This is a genomic window from Streptomyces sp. NRRL F-6492 (assembly GCF_001280125.1).
GTDB lineage: Bacteria > Actinomycetota > Actinomycetes > Streptomycetales > Streptomycetaceae > Streptomyces.
The window spans coordinates 31,539-58,375 of sequence record NZ_LGEG01000149.1; the positions used below are offsets into that span (position 1 = coordinate 31,539).

Below are 26,837 nucleotides of genomic sequence, written 5' to 3' on the forward strand. Positions count from 1 at the left end.
CCATGTCCACCGCTCCGCAAACGGAACGGGCACGGGTCCGAACCCGGTGCGAGCGGGACTCCGGACCCGGCACGAACGGAATGTCCGACACGCCCGCCCCGCCCGTATCGTCCGCGTTCCCGGGCCCCGGGGCCGCGTCCGCCGACGATGGCCCCATGAGTTCCGCGATCCCCCCGCACGCCCCCGGCCCGCAGGCCCGTGCCGCCACGCTGGTCCGGCGGCCCAGACTGTGGCTCGTACCGACCGTTCTGAGCGCCCTGGTCGCCCTGCTGCTCTCGCTCCTCTACGTGGGCGGCATCCTCAACCCGTCCGACAACCTGCACCGGCTGCCCATCGCCCTGGTGAACGAGGACCAGGGACCACCGCTGCCCGGGCAGCGGGAGGAGCTGGGCCGGCAGCTCACCGACTCGATCGTCTCGGCCGCCTCCTCGGACACCGGCGTCGACTGGCGCCGGATGGACCGCCCGGCCCTCCAGGACGCGCTGGAGTCCGGGAAGGTGTACGGCGCGCTGGTCGTCCCGAAGGACTTCACCGCGTCCGTCGCGGCGCTGACCACGAACCGGGCGACGGCCCGGCCGAAGCTCGACGTGCTCACCAATCCCGGTGTCGGCAGCCTGGGTTCGTCCATGGCGTCCCAGATCTCCCAGACCGCCGCCCACCGCGCCTCCCTGAACGTCGGGGAGCGGCTCGCCGCCTCCGCCACCCTCCCCACCGCGCGGCTGCTCCTCACCGACCCCGTGGAGGTCGTCACGAGCGTGGGCCATCCGATCGGCCGGCACAGCGGCCTGGGCCTCACCGCCTTCTACTACACGCTGCTGCTCGTCCTGGGCGGCTTCATCGGCGGGAACACGATCAACAGCGGCGTGGACACCGCGCTCGGCTACGCGGACAGCGAGATCGGGCCCTGGCACGCCCGCCACGCGACCGTTCCCATCAGCCGCACCCAGACGCTGCTCCTGAAGATGCTGATGACGGCCGGCATCTCGCTCCTCACCACCACCCTCGTCATGGTGGCCACGGTCGCGGTCCTGGGCATGGACGCCGACCACCTGCCGACGCTGTGGCTGTTCTCCTACTGCGCGACGGTCGCCGTCGGCCTGGGCGTCCAGGCCATCAACGCCGCTTTCGGCGGCATCGGCCAGCTCGTCTCGATGTTCGTCTTCATCGCCCTGGCCCTGCCCTCCTCCGGGGCGACCGTCCCCCTGGAGGCCACCCCGGGCTTCTACCGCTTCCTGGGCGTCTTCGAGCCGATGCACCAGCTCAGCGCGGGGGTCAGGGCCATCCTCTACTTCGACGCCCGCGCCGACGCCGGTCTCGCGCGCGGCTGGATCATGATCGCGGTCGGTGTGGTCGCGGCCCTGCTGTTCGGCTTCGCCATGACCCACTACTACGACCGCAGGGGGCTGCGGCGGCTCACCCCGCAGCCCGACTGAGCGGCCCGGCTACTCCTCCTCGTCCCACGGCGGTTCGAGCTCGTCGAAGTCGAAGGGCGGTTCGTCGTCGTACGGAGCGGCGGCCGCGGCCGGGGCGGTCGGCGCCCGGCCGGGTGCGGCGGCCGGGGCGGGTGTCGTGACCGGTGCCGCGGTCGGTGCGGATGCGGCCGTCTCCCGCGTCCCGTCGGCCGGGGCGGCGGTCCCGGCCTCCGCCAGCGCCTCCAGCACGCCCTCGGCGTACTTGGTCAGCTTGGCCTCGCCGACGCCGCCGACGGTGCCCAGCTCCTCGACCGTGGTGGGGAGCAGGGTCGCGATCTCCCGCAGCGTCGCGTCGTGGAAGACGACGTACGCCGGGACGCCCTGCTCGCGGGCGGTCGCGGCCCGCCAGGCGCGGAGCGCCTCGAAGACCGGCACGGCCTCCGCCGGCAGGTCGACCGGCACGCGGGCGCTCTTGCCGGAGCGGCTTCCGGACTCCTTCCGGGCCGGGGCGGCCGCCTTCTCCTTGCGCATCTGTACGGTGCGGCGCCCGCCCAGGACCTCGCCGCTCTGCTCGGTGAGGACGAGCGTCCCGTAGTCGCCCTCGACCGCGAGCAGTCCCTGTGCGAGGAGCTGGCGGACGATCCCGCGCCACTCGGCGGTGCCCAGGTCGGAGCCGACGCCGAACACCGAGAGGGCGTCGTGGTCGAACTGGATGACCTTGGCCGTCCTCTTCCCCTGGAGGATGTCGACGATCTGGCCGGCGCCGAACTTCTGGCGCCGCTCCTTGGCGAGCCGCCACACCGTGGACAGCAGCTTCTGCGCGGCGACCGTGCCGTCCCAGGACTCGGCCGGGGTCAGGCAGGTGTCGCAGTTGCCGCACGGCTCGCCCTTCTGCCCGAAGTACTCCAGGAGGCGCACCCGGCGGCAGTCGACGGTCTCGCAGAGCGCCAGCATGGCGTCCAGGTGCCGGGCGAGGCCCCGGCGGTGCTGCTCGTCGCCCTCGGAGCCGTCGATGAGCTTGCGCTGCTGGACCACGTCCTGGAGGCCGTACGCCAGCCATGCCGTGGCCGGCTCGCCGTCCCGGCCCGCGCGGCCGGTCTCCTGGTAGTAGCCCTCGACGGACTTCGGCAGGTCGAGGTGGGCCACGAACCGCACGTCCGGCTTGTCGATGCCCATGCCGAAGGCGATCGTCGCCACCACGACGACCCCGTCCTCGCGCAGGAAGCGGGCCTGGTTCGCGGCGCGCGTGCGGGCGTCCATGCCGGCGTGGTACGGCACGGCGTCGACGCCCTGCTCCACCAGGAGCGCGGCGGTCTTCTCGACGGAAGAGCGCGAGAGGCAGTAGACGACTCCGGCGTCCCCGGCGTGCTCGGTCCTGATCAGCTCCAGGAGCTGCTTGAGCGGGTTGTTCTTGGGGACGATGCGGTACTGGATGTTCGGCCGGTCGAAACCGGCGACGAAGTGCCGGGCGTCCTCCAGGCCCAGCCGCTTCGCGATCTCGGCGTGGGTGGCCTCGGTGGCCGTCGCCGTCAGCGCGATCCGGGGCACCTTCGGCCACCGCTCGTGCAGCATGGACAGGGCGAGGTAGTCGGGCCGGAAATCGTGGCCCCACTGGGAGACGCAGTGCGCCTCGTCGATGGCGAAGAGGGACACCCGGCCCCGGTCCAGGAGCCGCTGTGTGCCCTCGGTCCGCAGCCGCTCGGGGGCCAGGTAGAGCAGGTCCAGCTCGTCCGCGAGGAACGCCTGCTCGACGGACTGCCGCTCGTACGGGTCCTGCGTGGAGTTCAGGAACCCGGCCCGCACCCCGAGCGCCCGCAGCGCGTCCACCTGGTCCTGCATGAGCGCGATGAGGGGCGAGATCACGATGCCCGTGCCGTCTCTGACCAGGGCCGGGATCTGGTAGCAGAGCGACTTGCCGCCGCCGGTCGGCATCAGCACGAGCGCGTCGCCGCCGTCGACGACCTGCTCGATGATCTCCTGCTGCTCCCCGCGGAAGGAGCTGTAGCCGAAGACACGGTGGAGCACCCGGGCGGGCTCGGAGATCTCTGGGGAAGCGTCGGAGAGGACCATTCGTGAAGCGTATCCGCCCGCGCCGACACCCCGGTCCCGTCCGCCGCAACCTGTGGAGAACCCGGCCGGACCGGCCTCCGGCAGTCTGTGGAAAACCCGGCCGACCCGGCTTCCGGCAGCCCGTGGAGAACCCTCCCGGCCCGGCCTCCGGCAAGCCGGTGGGGCACGCTCCCGGGCCGCCCGCGGTGATCCGTGGACGGTCCGGGCGGCCCGTCATCGGGGCAGGTCGGCCCCCTCCCGGGTGTCGTCGAGGAAGCCGCCCGACTGGTGCTGCCACAGCTTGGCGTAGGCGCCCTCCGCGTCGAGCAGCGCCCGGTGCGTGCCCTGCTCGACGATCCGGCCCCGGTCGAGGACGACGAGCCGGTCCATCCCGGCCACCGTGCTCAGCCGGTGGGCGACCACGAGCGCGGTCCGCCCCTCCATGAGGCGCCACAGCGCCTCCTGGACGAGGATCTCGCTCTCGGAGTCCAGGGCGCTGGTGGCCTCGTCGAGGAGGAGGACCGGGGCGTCGCGCAGGATCGCCCGGGCGAGGGCGACCCGCTGGCGCTGGCCCCCGGAGAGCTTCACGCCCCGCTCGCCCACCATGGTGTCGAAGCCGTCGGGGAGGGCGTCCACGAACTCCGTGACGTGCGCCGCCCCGGCCGCGCGCCGGATCTCGGCCTCGGTGGCGTCCGGCCGGGCGAAGGCGATGTTGTCCCGCAGGCTCCGGTGGAACATCGCCGGGTCCTGCGGCACGTAGGCGATCATGCTCCGCAGGTCGGCCTGGCGCAGTCTGCTGATGTCCTGCCCGCCGATGAGGATCCGGCCGCCGTCGACGTCCGCCATCCGCAGCAGCAGCCGGGTGAGGGTGGTCTTGCCCCCGCCGGACCTGCCGACGAAACCGACCTTCGCCCCGCCGGGCACGTCCAGGTCGAGCCCCTCGAAGAGGGGCTTCGCGCCCGCGTGGGCGAAGGTGACCTTCTCGAAGCGGACGCCCGCGTCCCGGGGCGCCAGTGGCTCCGGGACCTCGGGGTCGAGGACGGTGGGCGGTTCGAGGAGCAGTTCGGTGAACTGTCCGGCCTCCGTCATCGCGCTCTCCAGGCGCCGGTAGATCTGGTTGAACTCGAACATGATCCGGGTCGCGTTGGCGTAGTAGGTGAAGGCCACGATGACGGCCTCCACGCCGTGCCCTCCCCCGCCGAGGGTGACGGCGAGGACGAGTCCCAGGACGTTCGTGAGGACGGACATCGGCGCGACCAGCGTGTCGATGCGCAGATTGCCGTAGTCCCAGGAGCGCAGGGTGAGCCGGCGCGATTCCGCGACGCGGGAGCGGTGCTCGGCGGCCTCCCGGCCCTCGGCGGCGAACGACCGGACCGTGTCCATGTTCATGAGGCTGTCGGCGACGTGTCCCGAGACCCGGGCGATGGCCTGCTCGCGCCGGGCGACGAGCGCCTGGCGGCGGCGGATCAGCGGGGTGACGCACAGGCCCGTGAAGGCGATCAGCGTCAGGAGGCCGACCACGAGCAGCGGGTCGTACTGCCAGAGCACCACCGAGGCGAAGAGCAGCGGCACGAAGTTGCCCATGACCGAGAAGGTCAGCGTGTCGACGAACACCTCGAAGCGGGAGGCGAAGCTGAGGACCCGCTTGGTCAGCGATCCGGCGAAGTTGTCGTGGAAGAACGAGGCGTCCTTGGCGAACAGCTCGTCCATGCCGACGACGTAGAGGTGCTCGATGCCCCGGGCGTCGAGGCGGTTCAGACAGTGCAGTCCGACGCGCCAGAGCGCCTCGCCGAGCAGCAGCACGCCGGCGAACCCGAGGACGTACGGGAGGTGGGCGCCGAGGTCGCCCGCGCCGTCGCCGTCCCCGGCGACCCGTCCGACGAGCTTGGCGACGACGAGCGGCGCGACGTAGAAGATGCCGATGTTGCCGAGCGCCGGGAGCAGCATGGCCGGCGCGGTCAGCCACCGCAGACGGAGCAGTTCCCGTCCGTAGTGGCGCAGTGCGAGGAGTACCGAACCCTTGGACGGTAATCCTTCACGCGTTTCAGGTGATCCCATACCCAACCCTGTGCTGTCGTACCGAAGGTGAGGAAAGGGAGTCTCCCGCGCAAACGTCTCCGCGGTCCACGTGTTTTCCGGCGGTCCTCCGGGGGCCGGGGCAACCCGTCGCGCCCGGCGCGCGTCCTTCCGCACAGGACCCGACGCCGCCCGGCGGCCACCGACCCAGGAGCCAGGACACCCCATGAGCGACAAGGCCCGGACCCTCTTCGACGCGCTCGACCTCGACCGGAACGGCACGCTGACCCGTACCGAGGTCATCGAGGCCCTGCGGTCCAAGGGACCCACGCTCGCCGCGCGGGGCGTGATCCCCTTCTGGGGCGTGGGGACCGAGGACGACTCCTCGGCCCTGTTCGACGAGGCCGACATGAACGGCGACCGCGTGCTGTCCTTCGAGGAGTTCGCGACGCTGGTGAACCGCCGTTTCGGCTGGTGAGCCCCGGGCCGTCACCGGCCCGGGGACGGACGGGTCAGACGGAGACCGCGGGGAGCACCCCGGTGACCGGCGCGGCCAGGTCGGTGAGCTGGTGGAGCTGCTGGAGGTCGTGGATCCGGTTCAGCCCGCCGAGCTGCTCGGCGAGGCCGGGGAGCTGGGCGGCCTGGTCCTCGGGAAGGCCGGTCGCGGCGAGGGAGTCGAGCTCCGTGACCGGGTTGACCGGCGGGCCGAGGGGGCCGGCGGCGGGAGCGGCGCTCGCCGCGGACGCGCCCAGGCAGGAGAAGGCGGCGGCGACGGCGAGGACGGAGGAGATGCGTCGTGTGGAGATCATGTCCTCACCAACGCGCCCGGCCCGCCGGCGGACACGGCCGCCCCCGTTCCCACCGTCCGAACGGGGGTCGGCGGCGGGGGAAAGCTGAGGGGCGAGGAAAGCGAAGGGACTAGTCGCGGAAGGTGAGAAGGAAGCCCCTTCATGGCCTCGCCCGGGACGACCGTAGCAGTCAGGCGGGGATCAGGTCGCGCAGATTTTCCGGGGTGAGGACGCGCGAGCCCGGGGGCAGTCCGGCGGGGCGGTCCAGACCGATGTACGTGACGGGGCCGTCCGGCACCGTCGTACCGTCCCACGGGGTCGTCGCCACGGCGTCGTCCGCCATCAGGTCCACGAGGTGGCGGACCGTCAGCGGGGTGCGGGCGAGCAGTCCCCGGAGCAGGACCGCGACCGACACCCGGTTCTCCTCGACGCGGTTCGCCGAGGGGCTGCCCTTGAGGTACAGGTGCAGCCAGCGCGCGTGCCAGCGGCCGTCGTCGTCCCGTGCGAACGCGAGCGGCAGCGCGACCCGGCCGGGCCCGCGCAGGTCCGACTTCATGCGGACCGTGCGCGGCTCGAACGGGCGCCCCTTCTGCTCGGCGTCGCGCAGCATGAAGCCGAAGAACGACTCCTCGACCTCCTCGAAGCCCTCGCCGGAGTAGATGTTCACCTGCGGAACGACGTACGTGCCGCGCACGGCTCCGAGCCGCAGGTCGATGAACTCCGAGGCGCCCTCGGGGGCGTCGGTGACGTCGCCCGAGTGCGCGCCCTCGACGGCGGTGAGGGCCGTGTACGAGAGCCAGGTGACGGTCCGGTGGTCGGCGTCCAGGACGAGGGCCGACAGATCGTAGTCGGTGCTCCGGCGCGTCTGCTTCCAGTACGTGAAGAAGCGCAGCAGGTCGCCCTCGACCGGTGAGACGGAGCCGCGCGGCAGGACGCCGAGGCCGTCGGCGGTCGCCCTGCCGCTGAGCGGGAGCGCCACGTCCAGGACGGCGGGGTCGACGAGCAGGTGGCCGGGGGCGGGGAGCCGGCGCCGGGTCTCGGCGTCGAGGGCGGCGCAGAGGCGCTCGCGCACGGCGGGCGGCAGCGGCGGCCGGGTGTCGGGGGTGACCCAGGCGCCGCCGAGCCGGTTGACGAAGACCCGGTGCGCCCCGCCCTCGCCCGTCCGGTGGTGGAGGTGGTCGCGGAGGGAGAGGACGACACGGCCGGACACCCCCGGGAGGGCCCGCTCGCACGCGGTGACGACGGCGTCCAGCTCCTCCGGGCCGTCCGCCGTGCGCAGCAGCCGGTCGAGGACGCGCAGGAGCCGGCCGGGGGCGGAGGTCAGCAGCGCGGCAGCGCCGGTGACGTCGTTCCGGCCGAGCAGTTCCTCCACGCGGGCGTCGAAGGACGGGACCGTCCTCTCGCCCCGGGCGACGGCGAAGACCTCGGCGGCGTGCGGCCACCGGGGGTACTCGTGCGGGTGCAGCCGCTCGCCCAGGCGCTTCCAGGCCTCGCGGTGCGCGGAGACGTCGGCGAGCTTGGCGGGGTTCGCGGCGACGACGGCGTCCAGGCCGCCGAGCAGGGCGCGGCGGACCGGCCGGGACAGGGCGCGGAAGCGGGTCGGTTCGCGCAGGGCGACGTCGCCGTCGGCGAGCGCGCACGCCAGCCGCAGGACGTCGGTGACGGTGTCCAGGAGCGGATCGGCGCCGGCCGCGAGCCGGGCCCGGTTGACGACGGCGCGGATCTCCCGGACCGGGATCTCCCCGGGCTGGGGCCCGTCGGCGCGGTGCCCGGCGAGGACGGCGAGGTCGCGCAGGTGGTCGTCGCCGAGCGGGGTGGTGCTTGCGGCCAGGGAGAGGTAGAGGGCGGTGGCCTCGTCGTCGAGCGGGCGGCCGGGGTGGAGGACGGTCAGGCGGTCGGCGGCGGAGGCGATCAGCTCGTCGTGGGCGGCGAGCAGCTCCTCGTAGGTGTGCGGGTAGGTGCCGTAGGACGGCAGGTCGAGCAGGTTCACCGCTCCGGCGCGCAGCTGCTCGGTGACGGTCCCGCGCGCGGAGGGGTCGGCGAGGGCCTCGGCGAGGCAGCGCGCCCAGAAGTCCCGGGTGTCGGGCACGCCGGCCGGGAAGTCCTTGAAGTAGGCGTTGTGCCGGACGTGGTCGCCGGCCAGTTCGCGGACGGTGTCCAGGGTGCGGGCGGCGGTCGCGAGGACCGTCTCCGGGGCGAGGCCGGAGAGCGCTTCGAGGAGGTCGGCCGAGAGCTTGAACCCCACCGACATCAGGGCGGCGTCGAACTGCCGGGCCGCCCCGGCGCCCGCTCCGGCGGGGCCGGCCGGGACGGGGAGGCGGCGGGTGTGCCGGACGACCAGACGTTCGAGGGCGTGATCCATTCCGGCATGCTGTCAGCCTTTCGCACGCACGTGCATGCGGATTTCGCTCCCGGTCGCGAAGGTCCGGCCGCCGGGATCGGACCGGGAGGGTTGCCGCGCGGGATTCGGGGAACCCGCCTAACGTGACCGAAGTACCCCAGTCGACCAGAAAAGGGGCGTATCAGTCATGGGTGAGAGCCACATGGACAAGGCCAAGGGCAAGCTCAAGGAGGCCGCCGGCAAGGCGACCGGCAACGAGCGCCTGAAGAGCGAGGGGAAGACGGACCAGGCGAAGGGCCAGGCCCGCGAAGTGGGCGAGAAGGCCCAGGGGAAGGTCGAGGGCGTCCGCGACTCCCTCAAGCGCGACGGCTCCTAGGGCTCGCACCACCCTCAGCGCTCGGGCCGCCGTACCGCGCTCTGGAGGACGGCCCGAACAGCGGAAGGACCGCCCGGCACCCGCCGGGCGGTCCTCCTCGCGTGGAGAGCCTCCGTACGGCAGGGCTCAGGGAGCCGTCCGCACGGGGAAGCTGAAGGCGTGCCCCTGCCGCTTGAGCCACGGCAGCACCTGACGCAGGGCCGCGACGGTCTGGCCGCGGTCGCCGCCGCCGTCGTGGAAGAGGATGGTCGGACCGTTGGACAGCTCGTTCTTGACCGTGTTCACGATCGAGGCCGTGCCGGGCAGCTCGAAGTCCTTGGTGTCCACGTTCCAGCCGAGCGGCCGCATGCCCGCCGCCGCGGCGATCCGCCGGCTGTCCGGGGTGAAGGCGCCGCCCGGCGCCCGGTAGTACTCGACCTTCGCTCCCCCGGCCGCGTCCTCGATCATCTTCTTCGCGTCCAGGATCTGCCGCTTCTGGTACGCGACGGACTTCTTGTCCATCGCGGTGTCGTGGGAGATGCTGTGGTCGCAGAGCCGGTGCCCCTCCGCGACGACCCTCTTGACGAGGTCCGGGTGCCGCTTCGCCTCGGGTCCCACCATGCAGAACACGGCCTTGACCCCGTGCCGCTCCAGGATGTCCAGCATCTGGGGCGTCCAGCGCGGGTCGGGCCCGTCGTCGATGGTGATGTTCACCGCCGTGCCGCCCGCCTCGGCGGCGTGCGCGATGCTCTCGGGCATCTTCTTCGGCGGCGCCTGGGCCGGCCCCTCGGCTCCCCCGGCCGGCGACCGCACGGCCGTCGGGCGCCCGCTCCCCGCGCCGGCCTCCGCCTCCGTCCGCGTGACCGCGCCGGCCGCCCACACCGCCAGGCTGAGTCCGACCGCGGAGGCGACCACGGCTATGTGCGCTGTGTACTTGTTCCGCCCCATGGAATTGTCCGCTCCCCGTTGTTCCAGGTCCTGCTCCCGGGAGAGAGGACGGTGCGGACGGCGGGAAGGTTTCATCCCGCGGGGTCGAAAGTCGGCCCCCTGGCCGGGACCGGGCGCCGCTCGGCCGACGCGACGGGCCCGGCCAACTGTCGGGTACGCGCCAATGGTGTACGCCACACTGTGGGCACGCGCCGGGTTCCGGTCCGGCCGGCGGCGTGCGGGCGCACCCGTCGCGGCGTGCGCGGATGCACCCGGACGGCACACGTCACACTTTCTCCGCAGGCCCTTCACCGGAAGCGCACTTTCGGCCGCGGGCCGCCCGGACGGCCCGCGCGGGGGCAGACGCCGGGCCCCGCCCGTCCCTAGCCTCCCGAGCCATGCGATCCCACCTCACGAGACGCCTCGGTCTCACCGCCGTCCTCGCCCTCTTCCTCGCCGTGTTCGGCCTGGCCCCGGCCGCGAGCGCCTCCGAGCCGCTCGCCCCCGCCGAGCTGACGTTCAGCACCGACGCCGCCACGACCACCCCCGGCGGCACGGTGAACCTGTCCGTGACGCTGACGAACAACAAGTCCTACGACATCTGGTTCGTCTACCAGACGATCGACCCCACCTGGCTCACCACCCAGCGCCCGGACCTGAAGTACTCCTTCACCGGCTGTTCGCTCGCCGGCCCCAACGGCAGCACCCCCTGCGCCGGCACCGGTCCCGCCAACCTCGGCGCCAACTACGGGGCCACCGTGCCGCCCGGCCAGAGCAGGACCGTGACCCTGACGCTCCAGGTCGCCGCCGACTCCGGCTGCAACGGCAACATCGGCTTCTACTCGTACTTCTACGCCGAGTTCAGCGACAGCTCCAGCACCAGCGGCGGTCCGGTCTACACGCCCGAGACCCGCGTCCTCTGCGCCTGACGGACCGACGGCCGTCCGGGGCGCGTCCGGAAATAGACCAAGCCCCGACCGACCTACCGGTCTAAACCAATGGCGGAAGCCCCGGCAGCCCCACGGTCCGCCGAGGCCCCTTCTCCCCCTCCCACCTGGGCTTCAGTCCCGTGGCGGGAGGGGCGGCCGGGGCTCGGAACGGTTTCCGGTCCGATCGTCACACCGGAAACGCCGTCCCGGACGCCCGCGTTTTTCCGTCACCTTTCGCGGCGGGACCACAAAAGCTCCACAGATACCTCACCATTTGACGCGACGGATGCGTGGACGACCGGCCTTCGAGGGGGATGCCGGCGTGCACGAGGGGGTGCGTCCGCTCCTCGGAGCCGTACTCACCCCTGCTCCGGGAGGGGACACCACCGCATGAAGCGGCTCATAGGCACCACCCTGTTCACCACGGGCGCGCTCGTCGCCGCCCTCGTCCTGCCGGGCGCGTCGGCGCAGGCGGTCGAACTGGACCCGCGCGTCGACCTGCGGGTCCTCGTCGTGACCGACGGCGGGCCGGCCACCGACGCCATCGCCGCCGAACTGGACGCGGCGGGAACGCCGTACACGAAGATCGACCTCACCCGTGCCGACCGTCCCGTCATCAACGCCGCCTACCTCGCGGACACCGTGGGGAACCGCAACCGGGCCAAGTTCCAGGCCGTCGTCCTGCCGAACGACAACCCGTTCCCGGCCGGCTCCGCCGAGATGACCGCGCTCGCGAACTACGAGCGGGCCTACGACATCCCGCAGGTCGACGCGTACACCTACGCCCGGCCCGAGGTCGGCCTCCAGTACGCCGTCTACGGCGGGTACGCGGGAAGCCTCGACGGGGCGCAGGCCCAGACGACCGCGGCCGGGCTCTCGGGCCCGTTCGGCTACCTCGAAGGGGCCGTGCCGTTCGAGGACAACTCGCCCACCGTCGGCGAGAGCTACGCCTACCTGTCGACGCCGGTGGCGGGCGCCGACTTCACCCCGTACGTCGAGGCGACGGTGCCCGGGACGACCAAGCGCGGGTCGCTGGTCGGCGAGTACCGGCACGACGGGCGCCGCGAGCTGGTGGTCACCTTCGTCTACAACCAGTACCAGCAGCAGTTCCGCCTGCTCGCCCGCGGCATCGTGGACTGGATGACCGGCGGGACGCGCCTGGGCGCCTCCCGGAACTACTTCGCCGTCCACGTCGACGACGTGTTCGCGGCGGACGACCGCTGGAACTCCACGCTCAACTGCACGCCCGGCGACGTGGACTGCACCGATCCCAACGCCGTGCCGGACCCGATCCGGATGACGGCCGCCGACGTGGACCACGCCGCCTCCTGGCAGACCTCGCGCGGCTTCACCCTGGACATGGCCTACAACGCCGCCGGCACCGTCGACTTCCGCGCGGACAACAACGGCGCCGACCCGCTGGCCGACCGGTTCGTCGCCAAGCGGAACGACTTCCGCTGGATCAACCACACCTACACGCACGCCTTCCTCGGCTGCGAGCAGAACACGAGCGTGGTGCCGTGGCAGTGCGCCACGAACCCCAACGGCTCCGTCAAGTGGGTCTCCCGGCAGGCCGTCTCCGACGAGATCGCCCTCAACCGCGTGTGGGGCCAGACCGCCGGACTCCCGCTGGAGAACGACGAGCTGGTCACCGGCGAGCACTCCGGACTGCGCGTCCTTCCCCAGCAGAACGTCGACAACCCGAACCTGGGGCCGGCCCTCGGCGACAACGGCATCGGCTGGCTGGGCTCGGACAACTCCCGTGAGCCCGGACAGCGCCAGGTCGGAACGGCCACCACGGTCCCCCGCCACCCGATGAACGTCTTCTACAACGCGGGCCGGGCGGCCGAGCAGGTCGACGAGTACAACTGGATCTACACCAGCCGCGCGCAGGGCGGCAGCGGGATCTGCGAGGACAACCCGGCCACCACCACCTGCCTGGCCGCCCCGCTCGACCCCGCCACCGGCTACGCGGACCACATCGTGCCCCTGGAGCGGCAGATCGCCCTGGGCCACGTCCTCGCCAACGACCCCAAGCCGCACTTCATCCACCAGTCGAACCTGGCCGAGGACCGCATCGCCTACCCGGTCCTGGACGGCGTCCTCAACGGCTACGACGCGCTGTTCGCCCCGAGCACCCCGGTGGTGAACCTGCGGATGAAGGACATCGGGCAGGAGCTCCAGCGGCGCTCCGCCTGGCGCACGGCCGTGCAGAACGGCCAGATCACGGCGTACCGCATCGGCGACACGGTGACCGTCGAGGGTCCGAGCGGCACGACGGTCCCGGTGACCGTGCCCGAGGGCACCCTGCGCTCCGGCTCCGCCTTCGGCGAGGCGTACGCGGGCGGGCGCTCCGGCTGGACGTCCCTCGCGGGCGCGGCGCTGACCCTGGAGCTGCCCTCCGCCCCGGCCCTCGGCACGAGCGGCACCGCCCCGGCCCGGGTCGCCGCCCCGGCCCCGGCCGTCCGCGTCCCCGCGGGCGTGGCCGAGCCCGTCTCCCCCGGCGCGGGCGGCTGACCGCCGCACCTCCGGCGCCGGCCCCGTACGGGCGGCGAGGTCCCGGCCGCCCACCGGCGGCCGGGACCGGCACGACCACTCCCACCACGGCCGTGGAGCACACACCTATGCACGTTCACCGCGGTGCGCGGCGCTCCGGCGCCCCGCGCGTCACCCTCCTGACCGAAGGCACCTACCCGCACAGCCACGGGGGCGTCAGCGTCTGGTGCGACCAGCTCGTCACCGGCATGCCGGACATCGACTTCGACGTCCTCGCCGTCACCGGCTCCGGCCGCGAACCGCTCGCCTGGGACCTGCCGGCCCACGTCTCCCACGTCCTGTCCGTGCCCATGTGGGGTCCGGCGCCGGACGGCCGGGCGCCCCGGGGCAGGGCGGGCAGGCGGCTCGCCGACGCGTACGAGAAGTTCCTGACGGCGCTGCTCGACCCGGGTGCCGAGGCCGGTTTCGGCCCCGCCCTGTACGCCCTCGCGCACGCGGCCGGGGACGGCCTGCTCAGCCCGTTCCTGCGGAGCGACGCGGCGATCGCGGTGCTCACCTCCGTGTGGCGGCGGCCGGGGCTCGCCGTGCGGGAGGCCCGGCCGACCCTGCACGACGCGATCACGGCCACGGCCCTGCTCGAACACGCGCTGCGGCCGCTGTCCGCGCCGCCGCCCGTGGAGGGCGTCGCGCACGCCGTCAGCGGCGGGGTGGCCGTCCTGCCGGGCCTCGCGGCCCTCGAACGGAACGGGGTGCCGCTGCTGCTCACCGAGCACGGCGTGTACCTGCGCGAGCGGTACCTCGGCTACCGCACCGCCCCCTACCGCTGGCCGGTGAAGGCCGTGGTCCTGGGCTTCTTCCGGCTGCTCGCGGAGGAGAGCTACCGCCGGGCGGCCCTGATCACCCCGGGCAACCGCTACAACCGGCTGTGGGAGGAGGAGGGCGGCGCCGACCCCGAGTCGATCCGCACCGTCTACAACGGCGTCGACCCCGCCGCCTTCCCGCCCGCCGGGCCCGAGCCGGACGCGCCCACCCTCAGCTGGGCCGGGCGCGTGGACCCGATCAAGGACCTGGAGACGCTGATACGTTGCCTCGCCCTGGTCCGGGAGCGGATGCCCGACGTCCGGCTGCGGCTCTTCGGCGGTACGCCCCGGGGCGGCGAGGCGTACCGGGAGCGCTGCGAGGCCCTGGCGGCCGAGCTCGGCCACGCGGACGCCGTGACCTTCGAGGGGCGCGTCGACGACATCAAGGACGCCTACGCGGCCGGCAACGTCGTGATGCTCTCCAGCATCAGCGAGGGCTTCCCCTTCACCCTGATCGAGGCGATGTCGTGCGGGCGCGCGACCGTCTCCACCGACGTCGGGGGCGTGCGGGAGGCCGTCGGCGACACCGGTCTCGTGGTGCCGCCGCGCGATCCGGCCGCGATGGCGACCGCCGCGCTCACGCTCCTCGGCGACCCCGCCCGGCGCCGGGCGATGGGCGAGGCGGCCCGGCTGCGGGTGATCGAGCGGTTCACCCTCCGGCAGACCGTCGACACCTTCCGCGCCATCTACCACGAACTGGCCGCCGGGGAACGGCGGTCGGAGCCGGTCCGGATCGTCCTGCCCGTCCCGGCGGTCAGCCGCACGGGGAGCCTCGCCGGATGAGCGGCCCGATATTCCTCGAACCCGGCGGAGCCGAGCAGGACACGCTCGCCATCCGCCTGGCCGTGCCGCGCGCCCGCCGGTTCCTGGACGACGCGACCCTCGCCATCCGGCTGCCGTCGAAGGGTCCCGACGAGGAGGCGGTCAGCGCGCTCGCCGCCGAGCTCGCCGACCGCATCGGCCCGGCCGTCCACCCCTACGAGGTGGCCGCGCTCCTGGAGGCGGACGGCCTGTCCGCCGTCGTGATCAAGGAGCGGTACGGCCACCCCACCCTGTTCTCGCTGGCGGCGGCACTGTACGAGCGGGTGCCCCGGGCGTTTCCCGAGCCGGCCGCGCCCCCGGACCCGTGGCGGCCCGACACCGTGCGGTGCCTGCTGCGCGGCCTGCTGTTCGCACTGCCGGCCCTGGCCTATCTGCTCACCGGACCGCTGTGGCGCATCGACGAGCACGCCCCCGTCCTGGTCACGGCGGGCGTCGTCTCCTGGGCGTGGGGGCAGGGGCTCGGGCACCGGGCGCACCTGCGGCTCACCACGGGCCGGCGGGAGGCCTCGCGCACGCTGCTCTCCGGTTCCGTGCTCGGGGCGTGCGTGGCCACGGGCCTCGCCGCGATCCCCGCCGGGGGCGGCCCGGCCACCGTGGCCGCGGCGGCCCAGTCGCTGTACCTGGCGGCGGCGGGCGTGCTGCTCGTGCTCGGCCGGGAGCGGCTGCTCCTCGTCGCGCTCAGCCCGCTGATCGCCGGCGCGGCGGTGCTGCCCTGGTGGGAGCCCGGCACCCTGCTGCGGCTCACCTTCCCGCTGCTCGCGCTCCTCGCCACGCTCGCCGTCGCCCTGCGGGTCCTGGCCTCCGGCCTCGCCGTCCCGGCCGCCGAGGGCCCGCGCCCCCGGATGCGCGGCTCCGTGCCGTACGGCCTGTTCGGGCTCGCGGCGGCGGTGCTCGTGATGCTGGAGGGCCGGCAGGACCCGTACGCGGTCATCGTCCTGACCCTCAGCATGGGCCCGGCGGAGTGGCTGCTCTACCGCTACCGGGGCTGGTCGGTCGCCGCGCTGCGCGCCAGCGCGACGCCCCGGGCGTTCCTGCTGCGCTCCTGCGGCGTCCTCGCGCTCTGCCTCTTCTGCTACCTGCTGCTCCTGCTGGTCCCGGCGCTGCTCCTGGGCTCGGAACCGGTCGCGCTGCTCTCGCTCGCGGCGGTGCTGTGGGCCGCCCTGCTACTCCAGGCGTTCGGCGTGGCCTGGCCGCCGGCGGCCGTCTGCCTGGCGACGGCCGCGGGCGCCGTGGTCATCACCCGGGCCGGGCTGCCCGAAGGGTCCGCCGTGCTGCCGTCGGTCTGCGCCGCGTCCGCGGTCTGCCTGGCGGCCTGTGTGGTCGCCCTCCTGGGCCGGCCGTCCCCGCACGTCTGACGGGCCGTCCGCCCGCCGCTCCTCCCTCTCCTCACCACCCCGCCGTCCCCTGTCGAAAGGACCGAAGAGTTGACCTCCGCACCGCTCGCCGCCGTCACCGGAGCCGAAGGGTTCATCGGCTCGCACCTCACGGAGGCGCTCGTCGCCTCCGGCCACCGGGTCAGGGCCATGGCCCAGTACAACTCGTTCTCCTCGTACGGCTGGCTGGAGACCCTCGCGCCCGACGTGCTCGACCAGGTGGAGATCGTGCTCGGCGACGTCCGCGACCCGGGCTCGGTGCGCGGCCTGCTCGACGGCGCCGACTGCGCCTACCACCTCGCCGCGCTCATCGCGATCCCGTACTCCTACCAGGCGCCGCACAGTTACGTGGACACCAACGTGACCGGCACCCTCAACGTCCTCGAAGCCGTGCGCGCCCTGGGGACGCCCCGGCTGGTGCACACCTCGACCAGCGAGACGTACGGCACGGCGCAGACGGTCCCGATCACCGAGGACCACCCGATCAACACCCAGTCGCCGTACGCCGCTTCGAAGGCGGGCGGCGACCGGCTCGCGGACAGCTACCACGCCAGCTTCGGCACCCCCGTGGTGACGCTGCGGCCGTTCAACACCTTCGGCCCCCGGCAGTCGATGCGGGCCGTGATCCCCACCGTCATCGGCCAGGTGGCGGCCGGGGAGCGCACCCTGACCCTCGGGGACCTGCGCCCCACCAGGGACTTCACCTACGTGAAGGACACCGCGCGGGCGTTCCTCGCGGTGGGCACGGCCCCGGCGGAGCGGGTCGTGGGCCGCACCTTCAACGCGGGCACGGGCGGGGAGATCTCCGTCGGCGACCTGGTCGCGCTGATCGGCAAGGTCATGGACACCCCGCTCGACGTCCGCGAGGACCCGGCGCGGCTGCGTCCGGCCGACTCCGAGGTGATGCGGCTGGTCGCGGACGCCTCCCGGCTGACCGCGGCGACCGGCTGGGAGCCGGGCCACTCCCTGGAGGAGGGCCTCGCGCGGACCGCCGAGTGGTTCACCGACCCCGCGAACCTGGCCCGCTACAAGACCGGCATCTACAACATCTGACCCGTCCGGCACGTCCCGCAGGAGGTATGCCATGCACGCTGTGATCCTGGCCGGTGGAAAGGGCGTCCGGCTGCGGCCGTACACCACCGCGCTGCCCAAACCGCTCGTCCCCATCGGCGACGAGCACGCGATCCTGGAGATCGTGCTGCGCCAGCTGTCCCAGGCCGGCTTCACCCACTGCACCCTCGCCATAGGGCACCTCGGCGAGATCATCCGCGCCTACGTGGGCGACGGTTCGCAGTGGGGCCTCAGCATCGACTACGCCACCGAGGAGAACCCGCTCGGCACCATGGGCCCGCTGCTCAACCTGCGCGACCGGCTGCCCGAGCACTTCCTCGTCATGAACGGCGACGTGCTCACCGACCTCGACTACGCCGACGTGCTGCGCCGGCACGAGGTGTCGGACGCGCCGCTGACCATCGCCACGTACGCCCGCAAGGTGCACATCGACTTCGGGGTGCTGACCACCGACGACAGCCGGGTGGTGGCCTTCACCGAGAAGCCCAGCATCGACTACCGGGTGTCCATGGGCGTCTACGGCGTCTCGCGCAAGACCCTCGACGCCTACACGCCGGGGCTCCCCCTCGGCTTCGACGAGCTGGTGCTCGACCTGCTCGCCGCCGAGACCCCGCCGCACGCCTACGACTTCGAGGGCTACTGGCTGGACATCGGACGTCCCGACGACTACGACCGGGCCAACGCGGAGTTCACCAGCCGCAAGTCCCTCCTGCTCAAGGGAGCCTGAACAGCGATGCGGATCCTCGTCCTCGGCGCCGGCGGATACCTGGGCGGCCACGTCACCGAGCGGCTGCGCGCCCTCCCGGGCGCGCGGGTGCTCGTCGGCGGCCGTTCCCCGGGGGCCGACGTCGCCGTCGACCTCGCCTCCGATCCCCCGTACCTCCTGGCGGGGGCGCTGGCGAAGGCCGCGCCCGACGCCGTGGTGAACTGCGCGGGCGCGACCGGCGGCGACGCCGTCACCCTCGCGGAGGTGAACGCGCGCGGGCCCGCCGCCCTGTGCGCGGCCCTGCGCGAGGCCGCCCCCGGGGCCCGGCTCGTCCACCTGGGGTCGGCCGCCGAGTACGGGCCGGGGACGCCCGGTCTGCGGGTGGCGGAGTCGGAGCCGTGCGCCCCGGCGGGGCCGTACGGCGCGACCAAGCTGGCGGGCACGGTGGCGGTGGCGGCCTCGGGCCTGGACGCGGTGGTGCTGCGGGTGGGCAATCCCGTGGGCGCCGGGGCGCCGGCCACGGGCCTGCCGGGCCGGGTGGCCGGGCTGCTCGCCGAGGCCGAGTCCGCGTCCTGGAACGGGCCGGAGGGGGAGCTGCGGCTCGGCGACCTCTCCGCGTACCGCGACTTCGTGGACGTACGGGACGTGGCGCGGGCGGTGGAGCTGGCGGCGACCGCGCCCGGTCCGCTGCCGTCCGTCCTGAACGTCGGCGGCGGCGAGGCCCTGCCCGTACGGGAGTTGGTGCGGCGGCTCGCGGACGCGGCCGGGTTCCGCGGCCGGATCGTGGAGGCGGTCGGGGACGGGAGCGGTTCGGAGCGGTCCGCGCGGGTGTCCTGGCAGTGCTCGGACATCACCGCGGCCGGCGCAGCCCTGGGCTGGGCCCCGGCCCACTCCCTGGACGCGTCGCTCACGGCGCTGTGGGAGGCCCGGTCCCGCTCCTTCGTGCCCGACGGGGTGGCCGCGTCGTGAGTCTGCTGATCCCGTTGTACGTCCACCCCGCCGAGGACCCGGACGCCTGGCACCGGCTGATCACCGGCGCCGCGCACACGTACGCCGTCGTGCTCAACCCGGCGAGCGGCCCCGGGGACGCGCCGGACCCGGCGTTCGCCGCCGCGGCCCGCGCGCTGCGGTCGGCGGGGGCCCGGCTGCTCGGCTACGTGGACACGGACTACGGCATGCGCGACACGGAGGTCATCACCGAGGAGGCGCTCCGGCACCGGGAGTGGTACGGGGTCGACGGCTGCTTCCTGGACCAGACGACGGCGGGGCGCGACGGCCTGCCGGCCTGCCGGCGCACGGTGCGTTCGCTGCGCAGGGAGGGCATCTCCCCCGTGGTCATCAACCCGGGGGTCCACCCCGCCCCCGGCTACGTGCGGCTCGCGGACCTGACGGTCACCTTCGAGGGCCACTGGTCGACGTACGTCTCGACGTTCAGCCGCCCGTCGTGGACGGCCCGGCTGCCGTCCGAGCGCCTCTGCCACCTGGTGTACGGTGTGCCCGCCCCGCTCGTCCCGCTGGCCGTGCGCACCGCGCGCGAGCGGGGCGCGGGGGTCTGCGGCCCGGTGACGGGCGAGCCGCCGAACCCCTGGTCGGGGCTGACCCCGGCGCTGGCGGAGGCCGACCGGTGAGGCGGCGACCGGGCGCGGCCCTGGCGGCCGCGCTCCTGGCCCTGGCCGTCCTGGCGGGCTGCTCGGGGAGTGCGGAGGGACCGGCCGAGGGCGCGGGTACGAGCGGGCCGGGCGCGAGTCCCGGGACCACCCGGCCCACGAGCGCCGCACCCGCCCCCACGGCGGGCGGCCCGACGACGTCCCGGCCCACCACCGGCCCCACGCCCGCGCCCACGACCGGCCGGCCCACGACCACCCGCCCCGCACCGGACCGCACGCCCACCCGCCGGCCCGTGCCCGGCGCGCGCTGGCAGCCGCGCCCCGGCGTGTCCTGGCAGTGGCAGCTCAACGGCAGGGTGGACCCGTCCGTCGACGTGCCGGTGTACGACATCGACGGCTTCGAGAACAGCGCCGCCGACGTGGCCCGGCTGCACCGGGACGGGCGCAAGGTGATCTGCTACGTCAACGTCGGCGCATGGGAGGACTACCGCCCCGACCGGGACGCCTTCCCCGACTCCGTCCTGGGCGGGCCCAACGGCTGGCACGGCGAACGCTGGCTGGACATCCGCCGCCTCGACGTCGTGCGCCCCCTGATGGAACGCCGGTTCGACATGTGCCGCGACAAGGGCTTCGACGCGGTGGAACCGGACCTGGTGGAGGGCTACGGCAACGACACCGGATTCCCCCTGACGGCGGACGACCAGCTCCGCTACAACCGCATGATCGCGGACATCGCCCACGAACGCGGCCTCGCGGTGGGCCTCAAGAACGACCTCCACCAGATCCCGCTCCTGGTGGACCACTTCGACTTCGCGGTCAACGAGGAGTGCGCCCAGTTCGACGAGTGCGGTCTGCTCGAACCCTTCGTCGCGGCGGGCAAGGCGGTCTTCCACGTGGAGTACGAGGAGTCCCCGTCCCGCTTCTGCCCCCGGTCCCGCTCCCTGCGCCTGTCGTCGATGCTGAAGAACCCGGAGCTGGACGTGTGGCGGAAACCCTGCTGAGGCCCTTGCCGGCCCGGAAACGATCTCCGCCGTCCCCGGTGCCGTCCGGCGCGGCTAAGGTGTGTCCGCGACGACACCACGCCCGCCGCTCGCCCAGGAGGTCATGAGTGGGGCCAGCCGAACCCCCGCCGCTACGCGTGCCGGTCGGGGAGGGATCCCCTCGGTGGACAAGCCGCACCGTCCGGCGGCGGGTCCTGCTGGTGGTCCACAACGCCACCTCGGCGGGCCGCCTGCTCGACCTCCTGCCGCTGTTCCACGACGACTTCCGCGTCCAGCTCCTGGTCACCTCCACGGGCTCCTCCGCGTTCCAGAGCGGCATCCGGGAGATCTTCGCCGAGCTGGAACTTCCGGTGCTGCCGTGGGAACAGGCGTTGGCGACGCGGGTGGATCTGGCGATCTCGGCGAGTTTCGGGGGTGAACTCGCCGACATCCAGGGCAGTTTGTCGATCATTTCACATGGTGTCGGATATACTAAAAGACTGGGCACGCCGGGAGCCGGGAGCCGGGAGCCGGGAGCCGGGAGCCGGGAGCCGGGAGCCGGGAGCCGGGAGCCGGGAGCCGGGAGCCGGGAGCCGGGAGCCGGGAGCGGGAGCCGGGAGCCGGGAGCCGGGAGCCGGGAGCCGGGAGCCGGGAGCCGGGAGCCGGGAGCCGGGAGCCGGGAGCCGGGAGCCGGGAGCCGACGTTCGGGCTGTCGCCGGAGTGGCTTCTGGACGACGGGCGGCCGTTCGTCGACGGCTTCGTCCTGTCCCACCCTGAGCAGTTGGAGCGACTGGCCCGCACGTGTGCCGAGGCGGTGCCCTCCGCCGTACTCGCCGGTGACCCCTGCTTCGACCGCATGCTCGCGGCCCGCCCGTACCGGGAGAGGTTCCGGCGCGCCCTGGGGGTGCGCCGCGGGCAGCGGCTCGTCGTCCTGAACTCCACCTGGAACCCGGAGGGCTTCTTCGGCAGCGGCGGGCAGGACGTCCTGCCCGGCCTGCTGCCCCGGCTCGCCGCCGAACTGCCCGCCGACGACTACCGGTTGGCCGCCGTCCTCCACCCGAACATCTGGCACGGTCACGGCCCCGGCCAGATCCGGGCGTGGCTGGACCGGGCCCGGCGCGGCGGGCTGACCCTGATCGACCCCGTCCACGGGTGGCGGCAGGCCCTCCTCGCCGCGGACCTGGTCCTCGGGGACTTCGGGGCGGTCACCTACTATTCCGCGGCCCTCGGCACCGCCGTGCTCCTGGCGGCGGACGGGCGGGAGAGACTCGATCCCGAGGCGCCGCTCGCGGAGTTCGTGCGGCGCGCGCCCCGCCTCGATCCGTACGCTCCCCTGCGCCCGCAGGTGGAGCGGGTGCTGGACGGGCACCGACCGGACCCGGCCCCCGCCGGGTTCGTCACCTCCGACCCGGGCCGGTCGGCCGTCCTGCTGCGCCGGCACTTCTACGCGCTGATGGACCTCCCCGAGCCCGCCACTCCCGCGTCCCTGGAGCCCCTGCCCCTCCCTCCGTACGATCCCCCGAGGCCGACCGCCCCCTTGTACGTGCGGACGCGTGTCCGCGGGGACGGCATCACGGTCGAGCGCTCCACGGAGCACCCGTACGACGCGGTCGGCGACGCCCACCTCGCCGTGCACGAGGACACCCGCCACCCCGGGGACCTGGAGGTGGCGGACGTGATCACGCGCGACGGGCGGCCGGACGATCCGCGCCTGGGCGGCGCGGAGCTGTGGACCGCCGAAGTGCTGCGGGAGCATCCGCGCTGCGCGGCGGCGGTGTACGTGACCGGGCCGGACGCCTGCACCGTGCGCACCCGGGACCACGGCGTGTTCCGGCTGACCGCCGGCGCCGGGGCGGACGCGGACCCGGCGGCGTACGCGTCGTCGCTGCACGCCTGGCTGGCGCACGGCGGGACGGTCCCCCCGGACGGCGTCACGCTCCGGACGCACACGGCGGGCGGCGCGCACCCCTTCCTCGTGGAGACCGGGGCGAGCGGAGAGACCGGCGGGACCGCCGCCGGGGCTCCGTGACCGGCGGCTAGCCGGCCGCGGCCTCGCAGCGCCGCCGCAGGCCGGCCAGGTACCGCAGGTGCGGGGCCGCGGCCGGGGTGAGCAGGGCCTCCGCGTCGGCGATCCTCTTCAGCGCCTCCCCGTCGTCACCGCTGTCGTGCAGCGTCTCCGCGAGGTCCGTGAGGGCGCGGGCCCGGTTGTACGGCTCCGCCGGCCTCTCCGCCGTCCCCGCGAAGAACTCCACGGCGCGCTCCAGCAGACGGCGGGAGTCGTCGAGGCGGCCCATGCCGCGCAGGGCCCGCCCCTGGTGGCGCTCCACCAGGGCGAGGGCCCGGGGCAGGTCCGCCGCGCCTTCCTGGCGTTCCTGGCCGGAAGTGATCCTCCGGTAGACGTTCTCGGCCTCGACGAACCGCTCGTACGCCTCCTCGTACAGCCACCGGTTCAGGCACAGCAGTCCGAGGAGCTCCACGGACGACGCCTCGCCCCGCAGGTGCCGTGCCGCCCGCTCGTACGTGACGGCGGCGCGCGCCGCGCGGTTCGCCTGCTCCCATCGGCCCAGCTCGCCCAGGCAGTGCGCGAGCTGGAAGTGCAGCGCTCCCGCCATCCGCGCGTCCGCTTCGTTCTCCTCGGCGCACCGGGCCGCGACGCGGAGCGCCGGAAGCACCTCGTCCCAGTGCCCGGCCTTCAGTTGCAGCGGCCACAGGGCGCGGGCGAGCCGCAGGGCGGTGGTGATCCGCCGGTGCTCCTCGGCGACGGACACGGCGTGGACCACGTTGGCCGCCTCGGCCGCGAGCACCGCGATGCCGTCGGTCTCCCCGCCGGGCGCCGCCGCCTGCTCCGGCGCGGGCTCGGTCCGCCAGCTCGTCGGCAGGGCGGCGTGCGCCGCGTGCAGGGCGCGGTCCAGGAGCGCGTCGAGCACCCGGGCCACGGCGTCCGAGCACTCCTGGGCGCCGTACTCCGACGCGGCGTCGGCCAGTTGGCGCCTGACCTCGGGCCGGAAGCGGTAGCGCAGGTCGGGGAGGCGTTCGAGGAGGTCGGCTTCCGCCGCCTCGGCGAGCATCCGGGCAGCCCGCTCCTCGTCGAGGCCCGCGGCGGCGGCCGCGATCCCGGCGCTGACGGACGGCCAGCCGCCCAGGGCCGTGAGTCGGCAGAGCCGTACCGTCCGCGGATCGAGCAGGAGCGAGGCGTGCCGGGCCGTGGCCCGCACCGGGTGGTGCCGCCACCCCTCGGCGCTCTGGTCCGGGGCGGCCGCACCCGCGGCGAGCAGCCGCGCCTCGGCGTGGAGGGCGAACGGATTGCCCCGGCAGCGGTCGAGCAGGCCGGGCAGCTCCGCCTTGACGCGCGCGGCGTTCTCCGGCCCGGCGACCTTCCGCACCATCCGCTTCGCGTACCGGTCGCTCAGCGGCGGTACGGCGACGCGCTCGGCCTCCAGGAGGAGGGGCGGTCCGGACACGACGACGAGCAGGAGGACGTCGGGGGTGGCCGGTACGAGGCCGCGGACCTGGGCCGGGGAGGTGGCGTGGTCGATCACCACCAGCGCTCTGCGGTCCACGGTGAGCTGCCGGTAGAGCCGCTCCCGCTCCGCTTCGGCGGTCGGCGTCCGGTCGGGATCCACGCCCATCTCGCGCAGCAGCCGCAGCAGCACGGCGGCCGGTTCCGGTCCGCCCTCCCCGGCCGATCCGCGCAGGTCGACGTAGAACTGCCCGTCGGGAAAACGGTCGCGGTTCTCGGCGCCGAGACGGAGGGCCACGGACGTCGTGCCGCTGCCGGGAGGGCCGGAGAGGAGCGCGACCCTGGGCCGTCCCTCCCAGGGGCGGGTCGCCTCCCCGAGGAGCTGCTTCAGCACTTTCTGGCGGTTGGTGAACGCCCAGGGAGCAGGGGGCATGCCGCTGCCGGACGGGGCGTGGACCCCTTCCTGTCCGCTTTCCACGAGCAGCGCCCACTCGTCGGCCTGCCGGGGGTCGTGGGCCAGCCTCGCGTACAGCCGCCCCGCCAGTTCCCGGCGGTCCTCGGCACCGGCCGGGAGCGGGGTCTCCCGTCCCAGCGTCCTCCTCACCAGAGCGCCCGCCGACAGGGCCAGGTTCTTGCCGACCTCCCCCGCCGCCCCGTTTCCCACTCCCAACAGGAACGTGGTGAGCGCACTGAGCGCCACGACCTCCAGCACGCCGGCCCCTCCCCCTGGTCGCCCGTCCGACTCTGGCCGGACTGTATCGCCGTGACTCGGGCTCACGGAAACATTCAGGCCTCCGTGGCTTCCCTCCCCGAACTTCCCTTCCCGGCGCGAGACATGCGGCGCACCGGCGGTTCCGGGGGAGAGTCCGGGTGAAAGTCCGGGGGAAATCAGGGCGGCGGCCCGCGTCGGCCGCCCCCGGATGTGTCACCTTCGTGTGCCGGAGCCACCCGCCGGAGCCACCCGCCGGAGCCGGAGGCCGGATCCGAAAGCCGCATCCGGAGGCCGCCGGGGAGATCAGCCGCATGCCCCACGACAGGCGGGGCAGACGCCCCTCGCATACCGTCGACGAAGGCGAAGACGAGGAGGAGAACCCGTGGAACCCGTGGACCGGACCACACCGCCGGGCAAGGCCCCGGACGTCACCCCCGAGGCCGCTTCCACCCTCACCCTGCGGGTCAACGGCACGGCCCACGAGCTCACCGTCGACAACCGCACCACCCTTCTGGACGCGCTGCGCGACCACCTCGACCTCACCGGTTCGAAGAAGGGCTGCGACCACGGGCAGTGCGGGGCCTGCACCGTCCTCCTCGACGGGCGGCGCGTGAACGGCTGCCTGCTGTTCGCCGTCGCCTGCGCGGGCGCGTCCGTCACCACGGTCGAGGGCCTCGCCGACGGCGACCGGCTCCATCCCGTCCAGGAGGCGTTCGTCGCCCGGGACGCCCTGCAGTGCGGCTACTGCACCCCCGGCCAGATCTGCTCGGCCGTCGCCCTCCTCGACGAGGCGGCCGACGGGCGGCCCTCGTACGTGACGCCGCCGGACGGCCCGGTGTCCCTCACCCCGGAGGAGATCCGCGAACGCATGAGCGGGAACATCTGCCGCTGCGGCGCCTATCCGAACATCGTCGACGCGATCGCGGAGGCCGCGCGGTGAAGCCCTTCGCATACGTCAGGCCGGAGCGCACCGAGGAGGCGATCGACCGGTTCGCCGCCCAGCCCGGCGCCCGGTTCCTCGCGGGCGGGACCAACCTCGTGGACCTGATGAAGCTGGGGGTCGCCGGACCGCCGCTGCTCATCGACATCAACGGCCTGCCGCTCGACGCCGTCGAGGAGACCCCGGCGGGCGGTCTGCACATCGGCGCGACCGCGCGCAACAGCGACGTCGCGGCCCATCCGGTCGTGCGCGCCCGCTACCCCGTCCTCTCGCAGGCCCTCCTGGCCGGCGCCTCCCCCCAGCTGCGCAACGCGGCCACCACCGGGGGCAACCTGCTCCAGCGCACCCGCTGCCCGTACTTCCAGGACGCGTCGAAGCCCTGCAACAAGCGCGTGCCCGGTTCCGGCTGCCCCGCCCGGGAAGGCGTCCACCGCGATCTCGCCGTGCTCGGCCACTCCGCCCACTGCGTCGCCACGCACCCGTCGGACATGGCGGTCGCCCTCGCCGCCCTGGACGCGGAGGTCCGGCTGCGCGGTCCGGCGGGCGAGCGGACGGTGCCGGTCGCGGAGTTCCACCGGCTGCCCGGCGACCGTCCCGACCGGGACACCGTCATCGAGGACGGCGAGCTGATCACCGGCGTGACGCTGCCCGCGCCGCCGCCCGGGGCGCGCGGCGCCTACCGCAAGGCCCGCGACCGCGCCTCGTACGCCTTCGCGCTCGCCTCCGTCGCCGCCGTCCTGACCGTCGAGGACGGGCGGATCGGTCACGCGGCCCTCGCCTTCGGCGGTCTCGCCCACAAGCCCTGGCGGGCCCGCGCGGCGGAGGAGGTGCTGCGCGGCGCCCCGGCGACCGCCGAGACGTACGGGCGGGCAGCCAACGCCGAGCTCGCCGCCGCCGAACCGCTGCGCGACAACGGCTTCAAGGTGCCCCTCGCCCGCAACCTCGCCGTGAGCGTGCTGCGCGGCCTCGCGTCCCGCGCCGACGCGTCCTGAA

General features: G+C 74.1%; 21 protein-coding genes. 15 read left to right on the forward strand and 6 right to left on the reverse strand.

What is annotated here, in order from left to right; translation table 11 throughout:
- Nucleotides 1-155 precede the first annotated feature (155 nt).
- Nucleotides 156-1,433: a YhgE/Pip domain-containing protein gene (locus ADL08_RS13025; RefSeq protein WP_053642343.1), complete on the forward strand. Its 1,278-nt coding sequence runs from the start codon at nt 156-158 to the stop codon at nt 1,431-1,433.
- Between the two features lie 9 nt (nt 1,434-1,442).
- Here ADL08_RS13025 and recQ read toward each other — a convergent pair whose 3' ends face one another.
- Both recQ and ADL08_RS13035 read right to left on the reverse strand, forming a co-directional pair.
- The gene (gene recQ / locus ADL08_RS13030; protein WP_053642345.1) at nt 1,443-3,482 is read right to left on the reverse strand and encodes a DNA helicase RecQ; all 2,040 of its coding nucleotides are present in this window, start codon (nt 3,480-3,482) and stop codon (nt 1,443-1,445) included.
- 213 nt (nt 3,483-3,695) lie between these two features.
- Entirely contained in the window at nt 3,696-5,519 is a 1,824-nt protein-coding gene (locus tag ADL08_RS13035; protein WP_078968132.1) for an ABC transporter ATP-binding protein, read from the reverse strand.
- A gap of 184 nt (nt 5,520-5,703) precedes the next feature.
- Between ADL08_RS13035 and ADL08_RS13040 the strand changes: the two genes are divergently transcribed.
- Entirely contained in the window at nt 5,704-5,955 is a 252-nt protein-coding gene (locus ADL08_RS13040; RefSeq protein WP_053642349.1) for an EF-hand domain-containing protein, read from the forward strand.
- A 34-nt stretch (nt 5,956-5,989) separates the two neighbouring features.
- Here the strand turns inward: ADL08_RS13040 and ADL08_RS13045 are convergent, their stop codons facing one another.
- Nucleotides 5,990-6,286, reverse strand: a complete 297-nt coding sequence (locus ADL08_RS13045) for a hypothetical protein (RefSeq protein WP_053642351.1) — start codon at nt 6,284-6,286, stop codon at nt 5,990-5,992.
- Nucleotides 6,287-6,455: 169 nt separating this feature from the next.
- Complete coding sequence (locus tag ADL08_RS13050) at nt 6,456-8,627, reverse strand: TerD family protein (protein ID WP_053642353.1); 2,172 nt, start codon at nt 8,625-8,627, stop codon at nt 6,456-6,458.
- 166 nt (nt 8,628-8,793) lie between these two features.
- Here ADL08_RS13050 and ADL08_RS13055 point away from each other — a divergent pair, with 166 nt between their 5' ends.
- Nucleotides 8,794-8,982, forward strand: a complete 189-nt coding sequence (locus ADL08_RS13055) for a CsbD family protein (protein ID WP_053642355.1) — start codon at nt 8,794-8,796, stop codon at nt 8,980-8,982.
- A gap of 126 nt (nt 8,983-9,108) precedes the next feature.
- On the opposite strand, the gene ADL08_RS13060 is transcribed toward ADL08_RS13055, so the two are convergent.
- A complete protein-coding gene (locus tag ADL08_RS13060) occupies nt 9,109-9,909 on the reverse strand; it encodes a polysaccharide deacetylase family protein (protein ID WP_053642357.1) in 801 nt (266 codons plus the stop codon).
- 377 nt (nt 9,910-10,286) lie between these two features.
- On the opposite strand from ADL08_RS13060, the gene ADL08_RS13065 reads away from it, so the two are divergent.
- From ADL08_RS13065 to ADL08_RS13110, 10 genes are all read left to right on the forward strand, one after another.
- On the forward strand, nt 10,287-10,817 hold the full coding sequence (locus ADL08_RS13065) for a hypothetical protein (protein ID WP_053642359.1): 531 nt from the start codon (nt 10,287-10,289) through the stop codon (nt 10,815-10,817).
- A gap of 390 nt (nt 10,818-11,207) precedes the next feature.
- A complete protein-coding gene (locus ADL08_RS13070) occupies nt 11,208-13,334 on the forward strand; it encodes a hypothetical protein (RefSeq protein ID WP_053642361.1) in 2,127 nt (708 codons plus the stop codon).
- Nucleotides 13,335-13,441: 107 nt separating this feature from the next.
- Complete coding sequence (gene pelF / locus ADL08_RS13075; RefSeq protein WP_053642363.1) at nt 13,442-14,956, forward strand: GT4 family glycosyltransferase PelF; 1,515 nt, start codon at nt 13,442-13,444, stop codon at nt 14,954-14,956.
- Nucleotides 14,953-16,350 (forward strand): hypothetical protein, encoded by a 1,398-nt coding sequence (locus tag ADL08_RS13080; RefSeq protein ID WP_053642365.1) that lies wholly within the window; start codon nt 14,953-14,955, stop codon nt 16,348-16,350. Before pelF ends, ADL08_RS13080 begins: the two co-directional genes overlap by 4 nt.
- 69 nt (nt 16,351-16,419) lie before the next feature.
- The gene (locus tag ADL08_RS13085; RefSeq protein ID WP_053642367.1) at nt 16,420-17,421 is read left to right on the forward strand and encodes a GDP-mannose 4,6-dehydratase; all 1,002 of its coding nucleotides are present in this window, start codon (nt 16,420-16,422) and stop codon (nt 17,419-17,421) included.
- A gap of 31 nt (nt 17,422-17,452) precedes the next feature.
- A complete protein-coding gene (locus ADL08_RS13090; protein WP_053642369.1) occupies nt 17,453-18,166 on the forward strand; it encodes a nucleotidyltransferase family protein in 714 nt (237 codons plus the stop codon).
- A gap of 6 nt (nt 18,167-18,172) precedes the next feature.
- Nucleotides 18,173-19,114, forward strand: coding sequence for an NAD-dependent epimerase/dehydratase family protein (locus ADL08_RS13095; protein ID WP_053642371.1), 942 nt, complete (start codon nt 18,173-18,175; stop codon nt 19,112-19,114).
- Entirely contained in the window at nt 19,111-19,773 is a 663-nt protein-coding gene (locus tag ADL08_RS13100) for a spherulation-specific family 4 protein (RefSeq protein WP_053642372.1), read from the forward strand. The genes ADL08_RS13095 and ADL08_RS13100 overlap by 4 nt, the downstream gene beginning before the upstream one ends.
- The gene (locus ADL08_RS13105) at nt 19,770-20,753 is read left to right on the forward strand and encodes an endo alpha-1,4 polygalactosaminidase (RefSeq protein ID WP_053642374.1); all 984 of its coding nucleotides are present in this window, start codon (nt 19,770-19,772) and stop codon (nt 20,751-20,753) included. The genes ADL08_RS13100 and ADL08_RS13105 overlap by 4 nt, the downstream gene beginning before the upstream one ends.
- A gap of 760 nt (nt 20,754-21,513) precedes the next feature.
- Entirely contained in the window at nt 21,514-22,761 is a 1,248-nt protein-coding gene (locus tag ADL08_RS13110; protein WP_078968134.1) for a hypothetical protein, read from the forward strand.
- A gap of 7 nt (nt 22,762-22,768) precedes the next feature.
- Here ADL08_RS13110 and ADL08_RS38730 read toward each other — a convergent pair whose 3' ends face one another.
- Nucleotides 22,769-24,904: an ATP-binding protein gene (locus ADL08_RS38730; protein ID WP_053642378.1), complete on the reverse strand. Its 2,136-nt coding sequence runs from the start codon at nt 24,902-24,904 to the stop codon at nt 22,769-22,771.
- 391 nt (nt 24,905-25,295) lie between these two features.
- On the opposite strand from ADL08_RS38730, the gene ADL08_RS13120 reads away from it, so the two are divergent.
- Entirely contained in the window at nt 25,296-25,844 is a 549-nt protein-coding gene (locus ADL08_RS13120) for a (2Fe-2S)-binding protein (protein ID WP_053642544.1), read from the forward strand.
- Nucleotides 25,841-26,836, forward strand: a complete 996-nt coding sequence (locus tag ADL08_RS13125; protein WP_053642380.1) for an FAD binding domain-containing protein — start codon at nt 25,841-25,843, stop codon at nt 26,834-26,836. Before ADL08_RS13120 ends, ADL08_RS13125 begins: the two co-directional genes overlap by 4 nt.
- Nucleotide 26,837: the final 1 nt, after the last annotated feature.

Bases quoted from the DNA above. Each gene is read 5' to 3' on its own strand.
- ADL08_RS13025 (WP_053642343.1), top strand. From the start codon at position 156: ATGAGTTCCGCGATCCCCCCGCACGCCCCCGGCCCGCAGGCCCGTGCC.
- recQ (WP_053642345.1), bottom strand. From the start codon at position 3,482: ATGGTCCTCTCCGACGCTTCCCCAGAGATCTCCGAGCCCGCCCGGGTG.
- ADL08_RS13035 (WP_078968132.1), bottom strand. From the start codon at position 5,519: ATGGGATCACCTGAAACGCGTGAAGGATTACCGTCCAAGGGTTCGGTA.
- ADL08_RS13040 (WP_053642349.1), top strand. From the start codon at position 5,704: ATGAGCGACAAGGCCCGGACCCTCTTCGACGCGCTCGACCTCGACCGG.
- ADL08_RS13045 (WP_053642351.1), bottom strand. From the start codon at position 6,286: ATGATCTCCACACGACGCATCTCCTCCGTCCTCGCCGTCGCCGCCGCC.
- ADL08_RS13050 (WP_053642353.1), bottom strand. From the start codon at position 8,627: ATGGATCACGCCCTCGAACGTCTGGTCGTCCGGCACACCCGCCGCCTC.
- ADL08_RS13055 (WP_053642355.1), top strand. From the start codon at position 8,794: ATGGGTGAGAGCCACATGGACAAGGCCAAGGGCAAGCTCAAGGAGGCC.
- ADL08_RS13060 (WP_053642357.1), bottom strand. From the start codon at position 9,909: ATGGGGCGGAACAAGTACACAGCGCACATAGCCGTGGTCGCCTCCGCG.
- ADL08_RS13065 (WP_053642359.1), top strand. From the start codon at position 10,287: ATGCGATCCCACCTCACGAGACGCCTCGGTCTCACCGCCGTCCTCGCC.
- ADL08_RS13070 (WP_053642361.1), top strand. From the start codon at position 11,208: ATGAAGCGGCTCATAGGCACCACCCTGTTCACCACGGGCGCGCTCGTC.
- pelF (WP_053642363.1), top strand. From the start codon at position 13,442: ATGCACGTTCACCGCGGTGCGCGGCGCTCCGGCGCCCCGCGCGTCACC.
- ADL08_RS13080 (WP_053642365.1), top strand. From the start codon at position 14,953: ATGAGCGGCCCGATATTCCTCGAACCCGGCGGAGCCGAGCAGGACACG.
- ADL08_RS13090 (WP_053642369.1), top strand. From the start codon at position 17,453: ATGCACGCTGTGATCCTGGCCGGTGGAAAGGGCGTCCGGCTGCGGCCG.
- ADL08_RS13095 (WP_053642371.1), top strand. From the start codon at position 18,173: ATGCGGATCCTCGTCCTCGGCGCCGGCGGATACCTGGGCGGCCACGTC.